This window comes from Leucobacter sp. CX169 (assembly GCF_017161405.1).
GTDB lineage: Bacteria > Actinomycetota > Actinomycetes > Actinomycetales > Microbacteriaceae > Cx-87.
Genome location: NZ_CP071051.1, coordinates 1,294,014 through 1,310,330 on the forward strand (window position 1 = coordinate 1,294,014; position 16,317 = coordinate 1,310,330).

Annotated in this window: 15 protein-coding genes and 1 tRNA gene; 12 read left to right on the forward strand and 4 right to left on the reverse strand. The window is 65.6% G+C overall.

Annotated features, from left to right (window positions below; all coding sequences use genetic code 11):
• Window positions 1–88: 88 nt before the first annotated feature.
• A tRNA-Leu gene (locus JW030_RS05770) sits at window positions 89–170 on the reverse strand.
• A 13-nt stretch (window positions 171–183) separates the two neighbouring features.
• Here JW030_RS05770 and JW030_RS05775 point away from each other — a divergent pair.
• A complete protein-coding gene (locus JW030_RS05775; protein WP_223159815.1) occupies window positions 184–819 on the forward strand; it encodes an ANTAR domain-containing response regulator in 636 nt (211 codons plus the stop codon).
• Between the two features lie 71 nt (window positions 820–890).
• On the opposite strand, the gene JW030_RS05780 is transcribed toward JW030_RS05775, so the two are convergent.
• Entirely contained in the window at window positions 891–1,310 is a 420-nt protein-coding gene (locus JW030_RS05780; protein WP_188044886.1) for a hotdog fold thioesterase, read from the reverse strand.
• Between the two features lie 94 nt (window positions 1,311–1,404).
• Between JW030_RS05780 and polA the strand changes: the two genes are divergently transcribed.
• From polA to rpsA, 3 genes are all read left to right on the forward strand, one after another.
• Window positions 1,405–4,041, forward strand: coding sequence for a DNA polymerase I (polA, locus tag JW030_RS05785; RefSeq protein WP_188045033.1), 2,637 nt, complete (start codon window positions 1,405–1,407; stop codon window positions 4,039–4,041).
• 42 nt (window positions 4,042–4,083) lie between these two features.
• Window positions 4,084–4,695, forward strand: a complete 612-nt coding sequence (locus tag JW030_RS05790; RefSeq protein ID WP_188044885.1) for an ankyrin repeat domain-containing protein — start codon at window positions 4,084–4,086, stop codon at window positions 4,693–4,695.
• Window positions 4,696–4,886: 191 nt separating this feature from the next.
• Window positions 4,887–6,338, forward strand: coding sequence for a 30S ribosomal protein S1 (rpsA, locus tag JW030_RS05795; protein WP_188044884.1), 1,452 nt, complete (start codon window positions 4,887–4,889; stop codon window positions 6,336–6,338).
• A gap of 139 nt (window positions 6,339–6,477) precedes the next feature.
• Here the strand turns inward: rpsA and JW030_RS05800 are convergent, their stop codons facing one another.
• Window positions 6,478–7,089 (reverse strand): DUF4126 domain-containing protein, encoded by a 612-nt coding sequence (locus JW030_RS05800; protein WP_188044883.1) that lies wholly within the window; start codon window positions 7,087–7,089, stop codon window positions 6,478–6,480.
• Between the two features lie 111 nt (window positions 7,090–7,200).
• On the opposite strand from JW030_RS05800, the gene coaE reads away from it, so the two are divergent.
• Window positions 7,201–7,797, forward strand: coding sequence for a dephospho-CoA kinase (gene coaE / locus JW030_RS05805; RefSeq protein WP_188044882.1), 597 nt, complete (start codon window positions 7,201–7,203; stop codon window positions 7,795–7,797).
• A 25-nt stretch (window positions 7,798–7,822) separates the two neighbouring features.
• Here coaE and JW030_RS05810 read toward each other — a convergent pair whose 3' ends face one another.
• A complete protein-coding gene (locus tag JW030_RS05810; RefSeq protein ID WP_188044881.1) occupies window positions 7,823–8,443 on the reverse strand; it encodes a vitamin K epoxide reductase family protein in 621 nt (206 codons plus the stop codon).
• A 284-nt stretch (window positions 8,444–8,727) separates the two neighbouring features.
• Between JW030_RS05810 and JW030_RS05815 the strand changes: the two genes are divergently transcribed.
• From JW030_RS05815 to JW030_RS05845, 7 genes are all read left to right on the forward strand, one after another.
• The gene (locus tag JW030_RS05815; RefSeq protein ID WP_188044880.1) at window positions 8,728–11,505 is read left to right on the forward strand and encodes an Rne/Rng family ribonuclease; all 2,778 of its coding nucleotides are present in this window, start codon (window positions 8,728–8,730) and stop codon (window positions 11,503–11,505) included.
• A 215-nt stretch (window positions 11,506–11,720) separates the two neighbouring features.
• On the forward strand, window positions 11,721–12,029 hold the full coding sequence (gene rplU, locus JW030_RS05820) for a 50S ribosomal protein L21 (protein ID WP_188044879.1): 309 nt from the start codon (window positions 11,721–11,723) through the stop codon (window positions 12,027–12,029).
• A 49-nt stretch (window positions 12,030–12,078) separates the two neighbouring features.
• Window positions 12,079–12,336, forward strand: a complete 258-nt coding sequence (gene rpmA / locus JW030_RS05825; RefSeq protein ID WP_188044878.1) for a 50S ribosomal protein L27 — start codon at window positions 12,079–12,081, stop codon at window positions 12,334–12,336.
• Window positions 12,337–12,429: 93 nt separating this feature from the next.
• Complete coding sequence (gene obgE, locus JW030_RS05830; RefSeq protein ID WP_188044877.1) at window positions 12,430–13,938, forward strand: GTPase ObgE; 1,509 nt, start codon at window positions 12,430–12,432, stop codon at window positions 13,936–13,938.
• The gene (gene proB, locus JW030_RS05835; RefSeq protein ID WP_188044876.1) at window positions 13,931–14,728 is read left to right on the forward strand and encodes a glutamate 5-kinase; all 798 of its coding nucleotides are present in this window, start codon (window positions 13,931–13,933) and stop codon (window positions 14,726–14,728) included. Before obgE ends, proB begins: the two co-directional genes overlap by 8 nt.
• Before the next feature lie 63 nt (window positions 14,729–14,791).
• On the forward strand, window positions 14,792–16,045 hold the full coding sequence (locus tag JW030_RS05840) for a glutamate-5-semialdehyde dehydrogenase (RefSeq protein WP_188044875.1): 1,254 nt from the start codon (window positions 14,792–14,794) through the stop codon (window positions 16,043–16,045).
• Between the two features lie 59 nt (window positions 16,046–16,104).
• Entirely contained in the window at window positions 16,105–16,314 is a 210-nt protein-coding gene (locus JW030_RS05845; RefSeq protein ID WP_188044874.1) for a hypothetical protein, read from the forward strand.
• Window positions 16,315–16,317: the final 3 nt, after the last annotated feature.

The following is a 16,317-nucleotide window of genomic DNA, read 5'->3' on the forward strand; positions in this document are numbered from 1 at the left end:
TTCGTGTTTCACGGCGCAGCGTGCGCCGCGCGCAAACAGGAGAACGCCGGGCCCCAGAGGGGACCCGGCGTTCTCCTGTGTCAATCAGTGCCGGATGCGAGACTTGAACTCGCACGCCCGAAGGCAAAGCATTTTGAGTGCTCCGCGTCTGCCGATTCCGCCAATCCGGCTTACAGGTGACACATGCCAGCGTACCGTAAACTAAGTGTCGTGACTGACCAGGCCAACACCCCAAGCTCCAAGCGACGCGTTGTCGTCGCCGAAGACGAATCACTCATCCGGCTCGACATCGTAGAAATCCTGCGCGACAACGGATTCGATGTTGTGGGCGAAGCGGGTGATGGAGAGACCGCAGTTGCTCTGGTGGAAGAGCTCCGCCCCGACGTCGTCGTGATGGACGTCAAGATGCCCCAGCTCGACGGCATCTCGGCAGCCGAGCGCATCAACAAGAACCACCTCGCACCCGTCGTGCTGCTCACCGCCTTCAGCCAGAAGGAGCTCGTCGACCGAGCCACCGAAGCCGGCGCACTCGCGTACGTCGTCAAGCCGTTTACCCCGGCCGACCTGCTGCCTGCGATCGAGATTGCGATCTCTCGCTTCCAGCAGATTGTGGCGCTCGAGTCCGAGGTGTCTGACCTCGCCGAGCGTTTTGAGACCCGCAAGCTCGTCGACCGCGCCAAGGGCATCCTCAACGACAAGATGGGCCTCTCCGAGCCCGACGCGTTCCGCTGGATCCAGAAGGCATCCATGGATCGTCGCCTGACCATGCAGGACGTCGCCAAGACGATCATCGATCAGCTCGGTTCACAGAAGAAGTAGCCTGGCCAGAGCCACGATCGACAAACGGCCCCGAGATCCTGACAGGATCCGGGGCCGTTTTGCTTGTGGGGCTAGCGAATCGGGCGGTACACGTTCGTGATGCGCACGGTTGAGCAGCGTCGATCCTGCTCGTCCGAGATCACAATCTCGTGGACGGTGAGGGTGCGGCCCAGGTGGATCGGCGTGCACACCCCACGGACGATGCCCGCGGTCGCAGATCCGGTGTGTGTCGCGTTGATGTCGACACCGACACCCACGAACCCCTCGGGGGCGTGCAGATTCGCGTGCATCGAGCCGAGCGTCTCGCCGAGCACGACGTACGCACCTCCGTGCAGCAGGCCGATCGGCTGCGTGTTTCCTTCGACCGGCATTGTCGCGATCGCGTGATCGGCGGTGAACTCGATCATCTCGATACCCATCCGATCCGCGAGGGCGCCCAGTCCGCGCTCCTGGATGTAGGCGAGCGGGTCGATTTCGGTGCGCTGGCTCATGCGGCGAGGCGTCCTTTCCGGGCCGGATCAGGCCCGCAGATGGTGCCTAGCGAAGTAGGCTGGTGACGTGTCGAATTCGCCCCAGCCTACTCTGATGATCATCGATGGCCACTCGCTGGCCTTCCGCGCCTTCTACGCGCTCCCGGTAGACAGCTTCCAGACCCGTGACGGGCAACACACGAACGCGATCCACGGGTTCATTGCCATGCTGATCAATCTGCTGGCGAACGAGAAGCCGGACCACCTCGCGGTCGCCTTCGACATTTCTCGGCACTCGTTCCGCACTGAGGAGTACCCCGAGTACAAGGGCACTCGTGGCGAGACTCCCGTCGAGTTCAAGGGACAGATCCCACTGCTGCAGGAGGCCCTGCACGCGATGGGGATCGTGACGATCGAGAAGGAAAACTACGAGGCCGACGACATCCTCGCCACGCTCTCGTTGCGCGGCTCGGAGTCGGGATACCGCGTGCTCGTGGTGAGCGGGGACCGTGACACCATCCAGCTCGTCGACGACAACGTGACGTTGCTCTACCCGTCCAAGCAGGGCGTGAGCGAGCTCACCCGTTACGACGCGGCGAAGGTCATGGAGCGCTACGGCATTCGTCCCGAGCAGTACCCCGAGATCGCGGCGCTGGTCGGCGAGACGAGCGACAACCTCCCCGGCGTTCCCAAGGTCGGTGAGAAGACGGCCGTGAAGTGGATCAACCAGTTCGGTTCGCTCGAGGAGATTCTGCGACGCCAGGACGAGATCGGCGGGAAGGTGGGCGAGAGCCTCCGCGAGCATGCGCACCTGGCCGAGCGGAACCGGCGGCTGAACCGACTCGTGCGCGACGTCGAGCTCGACGTAACCCTCGAGTCACTCAAGCGCGGCGAGATGGACCTCGCGCAGGTACAGGACATGTTCGGCCGACTGGAATTTCGGACGCTGTTGCAACGTGTCGCCAAACTCGTCGGCGCCGAGGTGCCGGCCGGGACCTCCGGCGCTACAGCCGCGACCGCCGTCGCTGAGGTGCCGGTCGCTCCGGCCGCGAAGGTGTTGCTCGACGAAGAGCTCGAGGTGTGGCTCGCCGCGCTCGAGAGCCCGGCGGTGCTGCTCGCCGACGACGGCGACGGTGCCGTGCGCATCGGTGTCGCGAGCACGACGGCCTCGGTCCAGCTCACCTGGCGTCCGGGCGCAAGCGATTACGCGCCGCTCGAGCGCTGGCTGACCTCGGACGCGCCCAAGATTTTGTGGGACGCGAAGGCACAGAGCAAGATTCTCGATCGGGCCGGGATCCGGCTTGGCGGGCTCGCCGGCGACGCCCTCGTGGCCGCCTGGCTCGCACGGCCGACTGCGCCCGAGAAAACGATCGCGGCGGCCGTGGCGCGCTATCTGGGAGAGCAGGTGCCGGAGGGCGACCCCAACCAGCTGGTGCCGGAAGAGGGAAGCGTCGCGGGCGAGGCGGAACTCGCTTGGTACGTGCTGCGCGTCCACGCCGCCCTGCTCGAGCAGTTCCAGGGCAAGACTGATTTCGTGTATCGCTCGATCGAGTTGCCGCTCGTGCCGGTGCTGGGGGATCTCGAACGCCGCGGCGTCCAGATGGATCTCCCGCTCTTGCAGGCGCACGAGGCGGCGCTGGCTGAGCGAGTCGTGGAACTCGAGCAGGAGGCCTTTGGTTACCTGGGTCACGAGGTCAACCTCGGCTCGCCCAAGCAGTTACAGGAGGTGCTGTTCACCGAGCTCGGGATGCCGAAGACCCGCGCGACGAAGACCGGCTACACGACTGACGCGGCGGCGCTGACCGACCTACAGGCGAAGCACCCGCACCCGTTCCTCGGCAGCCTGCTCGCGCACCGCGATGCCAATAAACTGCGCCAGATCATCGAGGGGCTCGTGAAGGCGGTGCAGCCCGACGGGCGCATCCACACAACGCTCGTGCAGATCGGCGCGAGCACGGGGCGTTTGGCCTCGACCGAGCCGAACCTACAGAACATCCCGGTCCGGACGGAGGAGGGCCGCCGCATTCGCGAGGGCTTCATTCACGCCCCCGAATACGAGTGCCTGCTGACGGCCGACTACTCGCAGATTGAGATGCGCATCATGGCGCACCTCTCGGGCGACGCTGGCCTGATCGAGGCGTTCAACGCGGGCGAGGACCTGCACCGCTTTGTCGGATCGCGCATCTTCGGGGTCGCCCCCGACGAGGTGACGAACGAGATGCGCTCGAAGGTGAAGGCCATGTCGTACGGCCTCGCCTACGGGCTGTCCGCGTTTGGCCTGTCGAAGCAGCTCGGTATCAGCGCGGGCGAGGCGAAGCAGCTCATGCTCGACTACTTCGAGCGCTTTGGTGGGGTGCGTGACTACCTGCGCTCGGTCGTTCAGGAGGCGAAGCAGGAGCTCGTCACCGAGACCATCTTCGGCCGTCGGCGCCCGTTCCCTGATCTGGCGAGCCCGAACCGGGTGCTGCGCGAGAACGCGGAACGCGCGGCGCTCAATGCCCCCATTCAGGGAAGCGCGGCGGACATCATCAAGTTGGCGATGATCAAGATCGAACGCCGGGTAGCCGAGGCCGGGTTGAGCTCGCGCATGCTGCTGCAGATTCACGATGAGCTCATGTTCGAGGTCTCGCCGGGCGAGTGGGATGCCCTCGAGGCGATTGTGCGTGAAGAGATGGCTGGGGCGGCGGAGCTCTCGGTGCCGCTCGAGGTGCAGGTTGGCCGGGGCGCGAACTGGAACGCGGCCGCGCACTAGCCCGGTCTGCCCCATCCGAACCCCTGGCAGGAGGCCCGTCTGATGTCCCCCGAGCTCGACCCGAACGACGAACTGCACGCCGCGATCGCCGCGAACGATGGCGCCCGGGTGGCTGAGGCGTTGGCTCGGGGAGCGGAGCGTGAGCGCCGGGGCCCTCGTGGACGCACTCCACTCCTGTTCGCGACGCAGCAGAACCACGTCGCGGCGGCCCGGGCGCTCATCGAAGCGGGCGCCGACGTCAATGCGCAAGATGATCAGCTCGACAACGCCTACCTCTACTCCGGCGCCGAGGGGTACGTCGAGATCCTCGAACTCACCCTCCGCCACGGCGCGGACCTTGCGCGAACCAATCGTTACGGCGGTACGGCGCTGATTCCCGCGGGGGAGTATGGCCACGTCCGGGTCACGGAGCTGCTGCTTGACGCAGGCATTGACCCCAATCACGTCAACAAGCTCGGCTGGACCGCGCTTCAGGAGGCGGTGCTGCTTGGCGCCGACGACGAGCAGCACCGCGACACCGTGCGCCTCCTGCTCGCCGGCGGGGCCGACCCGAACCTCCGTGATTTCGAGGGCCGAACCCCGCTGGCGAACGCGGAAGCGCGAGGGTACGCGGGCCTCGCACAGCTGATCGAGGCCGCGGGCGGGCACCGATAGGGACTCTCCCGAGTAGGTCTCCCTTAGGGGAAGTCCGCGCGACGCGCCCGGAAGCGCAATTGACCGGACCGGCAGCGGCGCGCTAGGCTAGAGCGTCACGCTTGTGGCGAGATATACCCAATCCATCGCCGAGATTCAGATCATTTCCTGATCCCGGCCCGAATTCCTGTCCACCCTGGAGTACAAACTACATGACGAACGCAACGACCGATCAGGCACTCAAGCAGGTCGCGATCAACGACATCGGATCTGCAGAAGACTTTCTTGCCGCGGTCGAACTGACGATTAAGTCTTTCAACGACGGAGACCTCATTGAGGGCACCGTGGTGAAGATTGACCGCGACGAGGTTCTCCTCGACGTCGGATTCAAGACCGAGGGTGTCATCCCCTCCCGCGAGCTTTCCATCAAGCACGATGTCAACCCCGACGAGGTTGTCAAGGTCGGCGACACCGTCGAGGCGCTCGTTCTCCAGAAGGAGGACAAGGAAGGCCGTCTGATCCTGTCCAAGAAGCGCGCTCAGTACGAGCGTGCATGGGGCGATGTGGAGAAGATCAAGGAAGAGGACGGCGTCGTCACCGGCACCGTCATCGAGGTCGTCAAGGGCGGCCTCATCGTGGACATCGGGCTCCGCGGCTTCCTCCCGGCCTCGCTCATCGAGCTGCGCCGCGTGCGTGACCTGACCCCGTACCTGGGCCAGGAGCTCGAGGCGAAGATCCTCGAACTCGACAAGAACCGCAACAACGTCGTGCTCTCGCGCCGTGCGCTGCTCGAGCAGACCCAGTCGGAGAGCCGTTCGACGTTCCTCGCGAACCTCGCACCGGGCCAGGTCCGCAAGGGTGTTATCTCCTCGATCGTCAACTTCGGCGCGTTCGTGGACCTCGGCGGCGTCGACGGCCTCGTGCACGTCTCGGAGCTGTCGTGGAAGCACATCGACCACGCATCCGAGGTCGTCGAGGTTGGCCAGGAAGTCACCGTCGAGGTGCTTTCGGTCGAGCTCGATCGCGAGCGCGTCTCGCTCTCGCTCAAGGCGACACAGGAAGATCCGTGGCAGGTCTTCGCCCGCACGCACGCGATCGGCCAGATCGCTCCGGGCAAGGTCACCAAGCTCGTTCCCTTCGGTGCGTTCGTTCGCGTTGCCGATGGCATCGAGGGCCTCGTGCACATCTCCGAGCTTTCGGGCCAGCACGTTGAGCTCGCCGAGCAGGTCGTGTCGGTTGGCGAAGAGGTCTTCGTCAAGATCATCGACATCGATCTCGATCGTCGCCGCATCTCGCTCAGCCTCAAGCAGGCGAACGACGGTGTGGATCCCGAGGGCACCGAGTTCGATCCGGCGCTCTACGGTATGACCACCGAGTACGACGAGAACGGTGAGTACAAGTACCCCGAGGGCTTCGATCCTGAGACCCAGGAGTGGAAGGAAGGCTTCGAGACTCAGCGCGAGAAGTGGGAGCTCGAGTACGCAGCTGCCCAGGCTCGCTGGGAGTCGCACAAGAAGCAGGTTGCACAGTCGATCGTGGATCAGGCTGCGGCCCCCAAGGTTGAGGCTGGCGCTTCCACCTTCTCGAGCGATTCCTCCTCGGCCGGCACCCTTGCCGACGACGAGGCGCTTGCTGCGCTGAAGGAGCGCCTCGAGGGCAACTAGTCCTCGCGGTCTGACCTCGTTCAGGCTGAAGCACTTCACACACTGAAGGCCCGGTTCCCCGAAAGGGGCGCCGGGCCTTCGGCGTTGGCTGGAGGCGCCGCCGAGGGCGCGGCCAATGGGCGAGCGTATTGGCCGTGCGCTAGACGGACGCCCGCGCAGCGAGCTGGGCGGCCTCGCGTCGCCGCAATGCCCGTCGCAGACGGAGCGAGAGCCAAACCACGAGTCCCACGAGCAGCAGCAGCGCCAGGATCGGCACGACGACCGCGAGCACCGTGAGCGTGACCGCTCCAATGTCCTCTGCGGTGCTCGCCACCGCGGCTCCAGCCCCGCCTGTGACGGCGTTGAGCACCGGGCGGCTGATCATCTTCAAGAGGTGCGGGACGAGCGCGACCAGGATCCCGATGACAAACGGCCACCAGTTCTGGGACGAGACAAACGCCGCCGGATCGGTGACCGCCACGGTCTCGCTCGAGGCGCCGGCGGCGAACACCAGCCCGCCGGACGCCGGGCGGATGACCGTGTGCAGCACGTCATTGACGGTGTCGAGCGCCGGGACCTTGTCGACCAGCGTCTCAATGGCGAGCAGCACGCCGAGGATCACCATCACCCAGGTGTTCTCCAACCACGCCCAGCCGTCGGGCAGGGCAACGAGCTCGGTGAACCGCGAGAGGAGTCCGAGGCCGAGCAGCGGGATGTAGGCGTTGAGGCCGGCCGCGGAGGCGAGCACCAACCCGGTGACTACTTCAATCATGGGTGTCTCCCGTCGACCTGCAGGCCCGATTTCGGCTGGCCCCAGTGTACGACGTCAGCGAGTCCTTCCCAGCACGTGTGTGCCAGGCCACGCCCCGGATAGACTGCGTGCGTGCAGCTCATCGGTCTCACCGGCGGAATCGCGTCCGGCAAGTCAACGATTGCCCGACGCCTCGCGGAACACGGGGCCGTGCATCTGGATGCCGACCAACTAGCCCGCGACGTGGTGGCGCCGGGAACTCCCGCCCTCGCTCAGATCGCCCGGCGATTTGGGCAGGGGATCATCACGGGCGACGGCGAGCTCGACCGTGCGGCGCTGGGTGCGCTGGTGTTCTCGGACGGCAGCGCGCTCGAGGACCTCGAGTCGATCGTGCACCCGGCGGTGCAGGAACTCACCCGCAGGCTCATCAGAGAGGCGGGGGAGCGCGATCCTGACGCGGTGGTGGTGTACGACGTTCCACTGCTCGTGGAGGCCGGCGTAGACCACCCATGGGATCTCATCGTCGTGGCTGATGCGCCTGCCGAGATGCGTGTGGAGCGCTTGATGGCGCACCGCGGCATGTCTGGAGCCGATGCGCGTGCCCGCGTGCGCAACCAGGCGAGCGACGAGGAACGCCGTGCGATCGCCGACGTCATCATCGATACCTCGCGATCGGAGGAAGAAACCCTGGCCGCGGCCGATGCGTTGTGGGAACGGTTGACGGGATAGCCCACCGGGGACGGTACGGTGTTCGCTAGAACGCTCGCATGAGCTCCGCGAGCCAGTTCAAGTTGACCTGCGCGAAGGTCGCGATGATGAAGTAGCACGCGACCACGAAGACCCAGCTCCATGAGTACAGACCCTGGAAGACTCGCTGCGTGCCTGCGGGGGAGGGAATATCCCCGGCGGCAAACGGGCGGAAGAGCCCGGTCCACCAGAGCGGAATCATGACCGTCCATACGACCATGCACCAGGGGCACAGCGTGCCGAGAGCAAAGACGCTCTGCACGGACAGCCAGCAGATGAAGACGAAACCGGCGAGCAGGCCTAGCTGGTAGAGGTGCCAGAACCAGCGCGAGAATCGAGCGCCGGCAAGCAAGGCTGCGCCGACGACGATCGGGGCGACAAAGGCGGAAACGCCGATGATGGTGTTGCTGAAGCCGAGGAGGGATCCCTGCCAGGAACCCATGTTGGGGCCGCAGGTGACGAGCACGCTCACGTTGCAGTTGGGGCTGTACCCGGGGTTCTGCAGCGTCTTAATGTACTCGGTCAAGAGCTCCCACGAGGCAAACCAGCCAATGGCGCCGAGCACAATCGTGAACAGGGCAAAGGCTACCGGGCGAGGCTGAGCGGGCGCGTTCGCGGACGTCGTCATGGCAGGATCCTATCGCCCGCCGAGGGGCGCTCGCCTGAGCGCGCAAATCCCGTCGTGGCGAGGGGTGTTCCCGCGGCCCCCGCATGACATAATGGTCAGAGCGTGAACTCGGACTCTAGGTCCGGGCCACGTGCGAAGTTTACCGGTGCCCGACAGGGTGCCGACGGTCGATGAACGACCGGACGGCACCGAGGGTGCCGCAAAGGATTCGCGGCGCAGAAGTCGCCGCAGGAGTGAGATATCCGGGGAGCGGAAGCTCGCCCGGTAGAGGAGTGCACCTGCGAATGGTGAATTTTCAGAATGACGATGAACAGCCCGAACTGAGCGGGGAAAACGAACAGACAACGGACGTCGCACTGGATGCTGCGGCCGAGTCGGTCCGCGACGCTGAGGAGGCGACCGTAGACGCGGCCGGCACTCAAGCCGTGGCGGAAGCGGGAGATGAGGCGTCGTCCGCCGCAGAGCCCGGCACCGAGGCGGACGAAGCGGCCGTCGAGCCGGCAACGGAGCTGCTCGAGGCTGTCGCTACTGACGCAGTTGTCGCCGATGCAGCGGCAAGCGATGCAGCCGCGGCGACTGACGACGCTCCGGCAGCCGAGGCCCCCCGGGTCGAAGAGCCCGCAGGCGCGGAACCCGCGGCAGCGGAGCCCGTGGCCGAAGAAGCCGCTGAAGCGGCCGCTCCGGCACTCGCCCCAGTCATTCCGTTTGCCGAGATGACGCCGGAGCAGCGCTTCCGCGCCACGACGAAGCTCATCTTCTTGGCACCCGATGTGATGCCGATCCCGCCGCGCTCGCGGCGAGACTCCGGCCGTGACCTGCGCGAGCTGGACGAGATCTTCGATCAGCGCGCGGATCGCCAGCGCGAGGCGCGAGCATCCCGCGACTCTCGTGAGGACCGCTTCCAGGAGCGCGACCGCGACTCGGACGACCGCGAGAGCGGCCGCCGACGCACGCGTCGTCGTTCGGGCAGTGATGTTGAGCACGAGGAAGAGCCGCGTCGCGTTCGCGAACGTCAGGCGCCGCTCATTACCGAGCCGCAGAAGATCAAGGGATCGACGCGGCTGGAAGCCAAGAAGCAGCGTCGCCGTGATGGCCGCGAGGCTGGACGTCGTCGCGTCGTCGTGACCGAGTCTGAGTTCCTCGCCCGTCGAGAGTCGGTCGACCGTGTCATGGTGGTTCGCTCAAAGGACGACCGGATCCAGATCGGTGTCCTCGAGGACAGCGTGCTGGTTGAACACTATGTGGCTCGCTCGAGTGAGAGCTCGCTGATTGGCAACGTGTATCTCGGACGCGTCCAGAACGTGCTGCCGAGCATGGAGGCCGCTTTCGTCGATATTGGTCGCGGCCGGAATGCCGTGCTGTACTCGGGCGAAGTTGATTGGTCTGCGCTTGAGGGCGGCAACACCGCCCGCCGCATTGAGAACGTGTTGAAGCCCGGTGACCAGGTCCTCGTCCAGGTGACGAAGGATCCCGTCGGACACAAGGGCGCCCGTCTCACGAGCCAGGTGTCGCTCCCGGGGCGCTTCCTCGTGTACGTTCCCGGTGGATCCATGAACGGCATCTCCCGCAAGCTTCCCGATACGGAGCGCGCACGCCTGAAGAAGATCCTGAAGGAAGCGCTTCCCACGGGTGTGGGCGTCATCGTGCGCACCGCCGCGGAGGGGGCGAGCGAAGAACAGCTCACGCTCGACGTACAGCGCCTCACCCGTCAGTGGGAGTCGATTCAGGAGCGCACCGGCAAGGGCGGAGCCCCGGCCTTGCTGCACTCCGAGCCCGACATGCTCATCAAGATTGTGCGGGATGTCTTCAACGAGGACTTCCACCGCATGGTGGTCTCGGGGGAGTCGACCTTCCAGACGATCCACGACTACCTCGGCCAGGTGGCCCCCGATCTCTTGGAGCGCACGCTGCGCTACGAGGAAGAGCGCGACATCTTCGAGGAATTCCGTATTACGGAGCAGATCTCGAAGGCGCTCGATCGCAAGGTGTGGCTGCCGTCCGGCGGTTCGCTCGTGATCGACCGGACCGAGGCGATGACCGTTGTCGACGTCAATACCGGCAAGTTCGTCGGCTCGGGGGGAAACCTCGAGGAGACGGTGACGAAGAACAACCTCGAAGCGGCTGAGGAGATCGTGCGTCAGCTGCGCCTGCGCGATATCGGCGGCATCATCGTGGTCGACTTCATCGACATGGTGCTCGAGTCGAACCGTGATCTCGTGCTCCGCCGCATGGTCGAGTGCTTGAGTCGGGATCGCACCAAGCACCAGGTGGCCGAGGTCACGTCGCTGGGGCTCGTGCAGATGACGCGCAAGAAGCTTGGCCTGGGCCTGCTGGAGTCATTCAGTGAGCCGTGCGACACCTGCGCCGGCCGCGGCATCATCGTGCATCACGACCCCGTGACTCGTCACCGGAGCGATGCAGGTGCGAACGCGAACGGTAGCAACGGCAACGGCGGAGGCGCGGCGAATAACAGCTCGCGCAATCGCCGAAAGTCCGCGGCTCCGGTCCAGCCTCAGCCCGCAGCGCAGACCCACAGCATCACGGACGGCGCCAAGAACATGCTCGCCGCGGTTGCTGCTTCCACGATCCCGGCTTCCGGGCGAGAAGACGCGCATCACGAGGCCGCCGATTCGGCAGATACTCAGTTGGTGGCCCCGGCGCAAGCGCCAGCGCAGCAGGCGCCCGCGGTGTCCGGTCGCGTGCGCAGCCGCCGCGCAAAGAACGATGCGAGTCGCGAGGCGCGCGCCGCCGAGGCGGTTGCCGAGCTCATTGCCGATGTCCCGGTGGTGAGTCGGTCCGAGGCCCCCGCGGAGACCGTCGATGCCGATGCCGTGCGCGCAGTGGCCGAGATGCTTGGCCAGGCAATGCCCTCCGGTAAGAACCCGCCCGCTGAGTCGCCCCGTGCGACGCAGGCGAGTGGGGACGCTCCGAAAGCGGGGCTCTTGGACTCGGTGCTCGATGCGCTTCCGGAGGCTCCGGCCCCCGGCCAGAGTCGGAACCGTCGTCGGCGAGTTTCCACGGGTGCTATCCGCGGTGGCTCGCTCGCTGACGGAGCCGAATAGCCGGATTTTTCGCCGAGACACGCGGTTCGCTGCATTTGACCGGCTAGAAACCCTGCGATATAGTTGAGTGTTGCTGCCGTCCCGCTGGGGATGGCACTGCGGAACCCCGTATCGGTCTCTGGCCGTGGGTGGAACAATCCGCACTCGAGACAGCCTTCGTGAACATATTTCGCGAAGAGCCCAGAAGACGATTCCCTCGAAGAAAAGGTAGACAAGTGGTTTACGCAGTTGTGCGCGCCGGTGGCCGGCAGGAGAAGGTAGAGGTCGGGTCCATCATCACGGTGAACCGTCTTTCGGGCGAGGCCAAGGGCAAGCTTGAGCTTCCCGCGGTGCTGCTCGTTGATGGCGATCAGGTGACGACCGACGCGGCAGTGCTCGCCAAGGTCAAGGTCACCGCCGAGATCCTCGAAGATCTCCGTGGCCCCAAGATCATCATTCAGCGCTACAAGAACAAGACCGGCTACAAGTCCCGCCAGGGACACCGCCAGGATCTGACCCGCATCAAGGTGACGGGCATCAAGTAGCCACTGGCTACTGACGCTCTCAGAAATATATTCAGAGGAGACTGAACTAATGTCATCCAAAAAAGGTGCGAGCTCGACTCGTAACGGTCGTGACTCGAACGCCCAGCGCCTCGGCGTGAAGCGCTTCGGTGGCCAGCAGGTCAACGCGGGCGAGATCCTCGTGCGTCAGCGCGGAACCCACTTCCACCCGGGCGCCAATGTTGGCCGTGGTGGCGACGACACCCTCTTCGCCCTCGCCGCTGGCGCGGTCGAGTTCGGTCGCAAGGGTGGCCGCAAGGTCGTCAACGTGGTGGCCGCAGCAGCGTAGTCGCTAGAAGTTTGAATGGCAGGGGCGAGCTTCGGCTCGCCTTTGCCGTATCCGGAGTGTGTTTGCCGCGACCGCGGTAAGGAAGGACGAAACATGGTCACCTTTGTTGATCAAGTACAGCTCCACCTAAAGGCGGGTCGAGGCGGCGACGGTTGTGCATCGATCAGGCGCGAGAAGTTTAAGCCGCTCGCCGGCCCTGATGGCGGCGTGGGCGGCAACGGCGGCAACGTCGTGCTGGTCGCGGATCCGCAGGTCACGACGCTCCTGGAGTACCACCGTCGACCGCACCGTACCGCCGAGAACGGCGGTTACGGCGCGGGCAACTACCGTGACGGGAACAAGGCCCCCGACCTTGAGCTGCCGATGCCCGTCGGTACCGTCGTGAAGGATCTTGACGGCGAGGTCCTGGTGGACCTCACCGAGCCCGGCATGCGCTACGTCATTGCCGAGGGCGGCCTGGGTGGGCTGGGCAATAACGCGCTCGCCAGCACGAAGCGCAAGGCCCCCGGCTTCGCGCTCCTCGGCACCGAGGGGTGGGAAGGTTCGGTCACGCTCGAGCTGAAGACCATCGCCGACGTTGCCCTGGTGGGGTACCCGTCGGCCGGAAAGTCCAGCTTGATCGCGGCGCTGAGCGCCGCTCGGCCGAAGATTGCCGATTACCCCTTTACGACGCTGCACCCGAACCTGGGCGTGGTACAGGAGGGTGAACACCGCTTCACGGTCGCCGATGTTCCCGGGTTGATCGAGGGCGCGAGCGAGGGAAAGGGCCTCGGACTCGACTTCCTGCGCCACGTCGAGCGGTGCAGCGCCCTGCTGCACGTCCTCGACTGCGCAACGCTCGAGCCGGGTCGCGACCCGCTCTCCGACCTCGACGTCATCTTGCACGAGCTGGGTGCCTACCCGGTCGAAGAGGGCCAGGTGCCGCTCATTGAGCGACCGCAGCTGGTCGCGCTGAACAAGATTGACGTGCCCGAGGCACGCGAACTTGCTGAGTTGGTGAAGCCCGAGCTCGAAGCGCGTGGCTACCGGGTCTTCATGATCTCGGCGGTCGCCCACGAGGGCCTTCGCGAGATGAACTTCGCGCTGGCCGAGGTCGTAGAGGCCGAGCGCGCTGCGCGCATCGCGCGCGAGAACTCGGTTGAGCGCATCATTATTCGCCCGAAGCCGGTGAACGACGGCGGGTTCCGCGTCGTTTCCGAGGGCGGCAGCTACGGCAACTTCTTCCGCGTACTGGGTCTCAAGCCCGAACGCTGGGTTGCGCAGACCGACTTCAAGAACGACGAGGCCGTGGGCTATCTCGCTGACCGTTTGCAGAAGCTCGGCATCGAGGAGGCGCTCGTCAAGGCGGGTGCCGTTGAGGGTTCGACCGTCGTCATCGGCCCCGGATCCGGCGTCGTCTTCGACTGGGAGCCGACCCTGACCACTGCCGCAGAGGTTCAGATGGGCCAGCGCGGCACCGACGCGCGTGTCGAGCAGAACAACCGGCGCACCAACAAGGAGCGTCGCGAGGAGTACCACGATCTCATGGACGCGAAGGCTGAGGCTCGGTCGCAGCTGAAGAGCGAGCGTGAGTCTGGCATGTGGGAAGCGTTGGATGAGTAGTACGGAACAAGCGCTGTTTGGGGCCCGCCGGCTGGTAGTCAAGGTGGGCTCCTCCTCCGTGAGCGGCGAGAACGCGGATCAGATTCCGCTGCTCGTCGATCAGCTCGCGCGGTTGAGCGCCGCCGGAGTTGAGGTATTGCTCGTCTCGAGTGGTGCAATCTCGACGGGGGTGCCGTACCTCGAACTCGAGACGCGTCCCGACGATCTCGCGACCCAGCAGGCCGCGGCAGCAGTGGGCCAGAACGTGCTCATTAATCGCTATCAGCGTGCGCTGAGCGCTCACAACCTGATCGCCGGGCAGGTGCTGCTGACGGCGCAGGACATGCAGAACCCCACCCACCGCGGCAATGCGAAGCGATCTCTTGAGCGCCTGCTGCAGCTGCGAATTCTGCCGATCGTGAACGAGAACGATACCGTCGCGACACACGAGATCCGCTTTGGCGACAACGATCGGCTTGCCGCGCTCGTCGCGCGCCTGGTCGACGCCGACACCCTCGTGCTGCTCTCCGACGTTGACGCGCTCTACACCGCGCCCCCCACCGAAAAGGGGGCGAAGCGAATTGCCCGCGTTCCCTACGGCGATGAACTGAGCGGCGTACGTATTGGCGAGGCCGAGTCCGGCTGGGGCACCGGTGGTGCGCAGACTAAGGTGCAGGCGGCGCGTTTGGCGGCCGATGCCGGCGTGTCGGTGGTGCTGACCGAAACGAGTCGCATCGGCGAGCTGCTCGACGGGGTCGACCTCGGCACCTGGTTTGAGGCAGCTCCCGCCGCCACAGCGGCGTCCGCCTAGGGGCACGCGAGGGCCTCGGTGGTTCTCGTTCGCCGGCGCTCTATCCCGCGATATGCTGGCGGAATGAATGCTCAGGACCCGCTTCTCGACCGCCTGGTTGCCGCCCGTACCGCGGCGAAGACGCTCGCCACCGCCACGACCGCCCAGAAGAATGCGGCGCTCGAGGCGATCGCCCAGCACATCGAGGCATCGATCCCAGAGATCGTCGAGGCAAATGCCGATGACCTGGCCCGCGGGCGCGACAACGGGCTGGAAGCAGGTCTCCTCGACCGGCTGCTGCTGGACGAGACCCGGCTGCGCGGACTCGCCGCTGCGGTACGCGAGATTATTGCACTTCCGGATCCCGTCGGCGCCGTCGTACGTGGCAGCACGCTTCCGAACGGAATCACCCTCGCGCAGGTGCGGGTGCCCTTCGGCGTCGTGGGCGCGATCTACGAGGCGCGCCCGAACGTCACGATCGACATTGCGGCCCTCGCGCTGAAGAGTGGCAATGGCGCGGTGCTGCGCGGTGGCACCGCCGCCGAGCGCAGCAATGCGGTGCTCGTGTCTCTCATTCAGCAGGCGGTGAACAGCGTCGGACTTGCCGGCGCAGCGGTGCAGACCATCGATGAGTTCGGTCGCGAGGGGGCGGCTCGCCTCATGCGCGCTCGCGGCTACGTCGATGTCCTGATCCCGCGGGGGAGTGCGGGTCTGATCGCAAGTGTCGTGCAGGACTCGACCGTCCCCGTTATTGAGACCGGCGCCGGCATCGTGCACGTCTACGTAGACGCGAGCGCCGACGTCGAGATGGCTGCGGCGATCGTGCAGAACGCGAAGACACATCGCCCGAGCGTGTGTAACGCCGCCGAGACGCTCTTGGTGCACCGTGACGCAGCCGCCCGGGTGCTGCCCCGCATTGCGGCCGATCTCATGGGAGCCGGGGTCTTGCTGCACGGGAACGATGCCGCGCGCAACCTGGTCCCCGCTATGCACTCGGCCACTGACGAGGTCTGGGCTACCGAGCACCTGGGCCTTGAGATGGGGGTCCGCGTTGTCGACTCCATCGACGAAGCGATGGAGCACATCGACCGCTACTCGACGCACCACACTGAGTGCATCGTGACCGCGGACTATGCGAACGCAGAACGCTTCCTTGCCGAGGTCGACTCGGCCGCGGTAATGGTGAATACCTCTACGAGGTTCACCGATGGGGGCGAGTTCGGGTTCGGCGCTGAGGTGGGTATTTCTACTCAGAAGTTGCACGCGCGCGGGCCGATGGGGCTTCCTGAACTCACGAGCACGAAGTGGCTTGTGCGTGGCTCAGGCCAAATCCGCTGATCAGACCGGCTAGACTAGTTTCGACCACCCGGCCGACGATACGTTCAAGGAAGTAACTGATGTCTGTTCTCGCCACGATTGCCGCTGCTAGCGAAGGCGCGCACGTTGTCAACGAGCTTCCGATGCCCGCTCCGATGTTCGGGGCGATCGTCCTCACCCTCTTCGTGGTGCTGGGTCTTGTGACCTTCAGCTTCCGCGACGTGGCGAACCGCCACGCGGAAAAGGCTGCTGCCTACGCCCGCGAGCACGGCGATTCGCACGGCCACTAGGCG

Coding starts and splice junctions, on each gene's coding strand:
- JW030_RS05775 (WP_223159815.1), top strand. CDS start 184: ATGCCAGCGTACCGTAAACTAAGTGTCGTGACTGACCAGGCCAACACC.
- JW030_RS05780 (WP_188044886.1), bottom strand. CDS start 1,310: ATGAGCCAGCGCACCGAAATCGACCCGCTCGCCTACATCCAGGAGCGC.
- polA (WP_188045033.1), top strand. CDS start 1,405: ATGATCATCGATGGCCACTCGCTGGCCTTCCGCGCCTTCTACGCGCTC.
- JW030_RS05790 (WP_188044885.1), top strand. CDS start 4,084: ATGTCCCCCGAGCTCGACCCGAACGACGAACTGCACGCCGCGATCGCC.
- rpsA (WP_188044884.1), top strand. CDS start 4,887: ATGACGAACGCAACGACCGATCAGGCACTCAAGCAGGTCGCGATCAAC.
- JW030_RS05800 (WP_188044883.1), bottom strand. CDS start 7,089: ATGATTGAAGTAGTCACCGGGTTGGTGCTCGCCTCCGCGGCCGGCCTC.
- JW030_RS05810 (WP_188044881.1), bottom strand. CDS start 8,443: ATGACGACGTCCGCGAACGCGCCCGCTCAGCCTCGCCCGGTAGCCTTT.
- JW030_RS05815 (WP_188044880.1), top strand. CDS start 8,728: ATGGTGAATTTTCAGAATGACGATGAACAGCCCGAACTGAGCGGGGAA.
- rpmA (WP_188044878.1), top strand. CDS start 12,079: ATGTCATCCAAAAAAGGTGCGAGCTCGACTCGTAACGGTCGTGACTCG.
- obgE (WP_188044877.1), top strand. CDS start 12,430: ATGGTCACCTTTGTTGATCAAGTACAGCTCCACCTAAAGGCGGGTCGA.
- proB (WP_188044876.1), top strand. CDS start 13,931: ATGAGTAGTACGGAACAAGCGCTGTTTGGGGCCCGCCGGCTGGTAGTC.
- JW030_RS05840 (WP_188044875.1), top strand. CDS start 14,792: ATGAATGCTCAGGACCCGCTTCTCGACCGCCTGGTTGCCGCCCGTACC.
- JW030_RS05845 (WP_188044874.1), top strand. CDS start 16,105: ATGTCTGTTCTCGCCACGATTGCCGCTGCTAGCGAAGGCGCGCACGTT.